At 60.0% G+C, this 270-nt stretch carries 1 pseudogene; it reads right to left on the bottom strand.

Going from position 1 to position 270, the window contains the following annotated elements:
* A pseudogene (locus tag SB816_RS31890) lies at nucleotides 1–270 on the bottom strand (hybrid-cluster NAD(P)-dependent oxidoreductase); the annotation flags it as partial.

A 270-nucleotide genomic window follows, 5' to 3' on the forward strand; every position in this document is an offset into this window, starting at 1 on the left:
GTAACGGCCCATGTCGAAGCCTGACGCATCCAGCATGGAGCGGACGGCAGCCATGAAAGGCTCCGGCCCGCAGCAGAAGACGGTGCGCTCCATGAAATCATGCGCGAGCAGTGCGATCTTGGCCTTGTCGACCATGCCCTTCAGGCCGGACCACAGATCGGTGCGGCCGCATTTCTCGACAATAAAGCCGAGAGACAGGTTCGGCATGAAGCGGGCGAGATATTCCAGCTCGTGACGGAAGACGATATCGCCGGGAGTCCGCGAACAATT

Origin of the sequence: Achromobacter sp. SIMBA_011 (assembly GCF_046535435.1) — a bacterium.
In the GTDB taxonomy this organism is placed as follows: domain Bacteria; phylum Pseudomonadota; class Gammaproteobacteria; order Burkholderiales; family Burkholderiaceae_B; genus Achromobacter; species Achromobacter dolens.